Genomic DNA, 3,037 nt, shown 5'->3' on the forward strand with positions numbered 1-3,037 from the left:
ACGACTCGTCGACCCCGACCCGCTCCAGGCCAAGGACCTGGCCGTAGATGCCGGCGACGATGTCCTCGGTGGGGGTGGCCGGGGCGCGGTAGCCGCCGGCGTCCTGGTACTCCGGCGCCGGCAGGGCGCGTTTGTCGAGCTTGCCGTTGACCGTCAGCGGCAGGGCATCGATCACCATGACCGCGGCGGGGACCATGTAGGCCGGGAGCCGCTCGGCCAGCTGGGCGCGCACCCGGGCCGCGTCGGTGTTCCCGGTGACATAGCCGACCAGGCGCTTGTCGCCGGGTTGGTCCTCGCGGGCGATCACCACCGCTTGGCGCACCCCGTCCACGCTGGCCAGCGCGGCCTGGATTTCACCGAGCTCGATGCGATAACCGCGGATCTTGACCTGGTCGTCGGCGCGCCCGAGGTACTGCAGCTGCCCGTCGGCGCCCCAGCACACCAGGTCGCCGGTGCGATACATCCGCGACCCGGGCACCCCGAAGGGGCACGCCACAAACCGCGACGCGGTCAAGCCGGCCCGCCGCACGTATCCGTACCCCGCGCCGGAACCGGCCACATACAGCTCACCGATCACGCCGGGCGGTGTCGGCCGCAACCACCCGTCCAGCACAAAAAAGGCGAGATGCGCCAACGGGCCCCCGACGGGGCTGACATTGGTGACGGCGTCGCCGTCGACGATCTGCCGCAGCGAGGCGTGCACCGTTGTCTCGGTGGTGCCGTACATGTTGATCAGGCGGGGCAATCCGGGATGGTCGTGCATCCACTGCTTGAGGCGTTGCGGTTCCAGCGCCTCGCCGGCGAAGATCACGGTCCGCAGGTTCAACCGTTGGCCCAGCTCCGGTGATTGCGCGTCCGCGGCTTGCAGCGCATAAAACGCCGACGGGGTCTGGCTCAACACGCCGACTTGCTCCGCGACCAGGAGGGAGTGGAACTCTTCCGGTGAACGCGCCACCGACTCGGGCACCACCACCAGCCGCCCGCCGTGCAGGAGCGCGCCCCACATCTCGCACACCGACACGTCGAAGGCCAGCGAATGCCATTGCGACCACACATCGGTCAGCTCCAGGCTGTCGCCCATGGAGTCCAGCAGCTCGATCACGTTGTGGTGGGTGATCGCGACACCCTTGGGGACTCCAGTGGTCCCCGAGGTGTAGATCAGGTAGGCGATCTCGTCGGGGGCCGGGGCCGGCAATGCGGTGCTGGGCTGGGCTGCGATGCGCGGGTCGTGGATGTCGATGGCCAGCAGGTCCTGTCCGGCCAGCCGGTCGGCGTGCGCGGTGGTGGTGATCGCGGCGATCGGCGCGGCATCGCCGAGCACGAACTGCATCCGAGCGTCCGGTACCGCGGGGTCGATCGGCACATAGGCCGCACCGGTTTTCAGCACCGCCAGGATCGACACGATCGCCTCGGCCGAGCGCGACAGCAGTAGCGCCACGCGCTGCCCCGGCCCGGCACCGTGGCCAATCAGCAAGTGCGCCAACCGGTTCGACGCCTCGTCTAGCTCGCGGTAGGTCATGCTGCGGCCGTCGAACGTCAGCGCCACGGTGTGCGGTGAGCGATCCACCTGCGCGGCGAATGCTGCCGGAATCGATACCGTGGCGCTCGCGGGTTGGGTCAGCGCCGCGCGGTTGGCCCAGCCATCCAGGCGGGCCTGCTCCCCGGCGTCGAGCACGTCCACGGTGGAGAGCCGCCGCGTCGGATCGGCGGTGATCGCCACCAAGACCCGCCGCAGCCGCTCGATGAGGGTTTCGATGCTGGCCGCGTCGAAGACGTCGGTGCGAAATTCCACGCTTCCGCCGATCCCGGCGGGCTGGCCGTCCTCGGTCCAGCGTTCGGCCAACGAAAAGGTCAAATCCATGCGGGCGCTGTGGGTATCGGCCGGCAGCGGGCTGACCTCGAGATCACCAAGCGCCATCCCGCCGGGATCGCTGTCCTGCCAGTTCTGCCAGGCCAGCATCACCTGAACCAACGGATGATGCGCCAGGGAGCGGGCCGGGTTGAGCCGCTCGACCAACACCTCGAACGGCACGTCCTGATGCTCGTAGGCGGCCAGGCTGCGTTGGCGCACCTGCGCCAGTAGTTCGGCGATCGTGGGGTCGCCCGCTACGTCCAGACGCAACACCAGGGTGTTGACGAAGAAACCGACCAGGTCATCCAGTGCGGTGTCGCGCCGTCCGGCGATCGGGAACCCCACGGCCACATCCACACTCGCGCTGATCTTCGCCAGCAGCACCGCCAGCGCGGCCTGCATCACCATGAAGCTGGTCGCGTTGTGTTCCGCCGCTACCCGGCGCAGCTGCCGCTGCACCTCGACCGGCCACGCCACCGCAACCGTGGCCCCGCGGTAATCGGCCACCGGCGGATAGGGCCGATCGGTCGGCAACGCAAGGCGCTCGGGCATTCCCGCCAAAGCGCCCTCCCAGTACGCCAATTGCGCGCCGATCCGGCTCTCGCTGTCGTCGAGCTCACCGAATTGCGCGCGCTGCCACAGCGTGTAATCGACGTACTGCACCGGCAACGGCATCCACCCCGGCGCCTGCCCGACCGCGCGACTGGCGTAGGCCACGCCCAGATCGCGCACCAGCGGGCCGACCGAGAGTCCGTCGGCGGCGATGTGATGCACGACGGCCGCTAGCACATGGTCGTCGTCGGCGGTCCGGAAAAGCCGCGCCCGCAACGGAATCGCGGAAGAAAGATCGAATTCGTAGCCCGCCATCTCCTCGATCGCCGCCGCCAGCTGGCTTTCCGACCAGCCCGCGGCGTCGACGACATCCCAGCCGAAATCGGCCCGCTCAGCCGGCACCACCACCTGCTGCGGTGCGCCCTGCGGGGCGACGAACACGGTGCGCAGGCTTTCGTGCCGGGCCACCACATCGCCCAGCGCGGCGCCCAGCGCCTCCGCGTCCAACGGCCCGCGCAGCCGCAGGGCCACCGCCATGTTGTAAACCGGTGAGGGCCCGTGCAATTGGTCCAAGAACCACAACCGGTTCTGGGTGAACGACAACGGCACCACCGCCGGCCGCTCCCCGGCCAC

The 3,037-nt window shown here is 69.5% G+C and carries 1 protein-coding gene; it reads right to left on the bottom strand.

The window, feature by feature from the left end:
* Positions 1–3,037: amino acid adenylation domain-containing protein (locus A5736_RS01560; protein WP_139333065.1), on the bottom strand; the 3,037-nt coding region annotated here is incomplete at both ends.

The sequence above is a fragment of the Mycobacterium sp. SP-6446 genome, from assembly GCF_001954045.1.
GTDB lineage: Bacteria > Actinomycetota > Actinomycetes > Mycobacteriales > Mycobacteriaceae > Mycobacterium.